General features: G+C 73.1%; 1 pseudogene. It reads left to right on the top strand.

From position 1 onward, the window contains the following. A pseudogene (locus KVS67_RS12790) lies at nt 1-190 on the top strand (hypothetical protein); the annotation flags it as partial. Nucleotides 191-242: the final 52 nt, after the last annotated feature.

Below are 242 nucleotides of genomic sequence, written 5' to 3'. Positions count from 1 at the left end.
GTTCAAGATCGCCCAGGTGCAGGTGCGCGTGGTGCGCGAGCAGCTCGCCGCGGGCGAGGGCATGGACCGCGTGATGGTGGACCGCGCCCTGGGGACCATCGACATCACGGCCTCCAACGCCCGCGACATGATCAAGGAGTCCCGGGCCGGCGGCGCCGAGGGCCCGGGGAGCGGGGCGGTGATCAGCTGATGACGGCGCTGCCCGAGAAGGACCCCGTCACCGGGAAGTACCCCGGGCCCGC

The organism is Micrococcus sp. GbtcB5 (genome assembly GCF_019091605.1).
Lineage (GTDB): Bacteria > Actinomycetota > Actinomycetes > Actinomycetales > Micrococcaceae > Micrococcus > Micrococcus luteus.
This window is presented reverse-complemented; position numbering and strand designations above follow the sequence as displayed.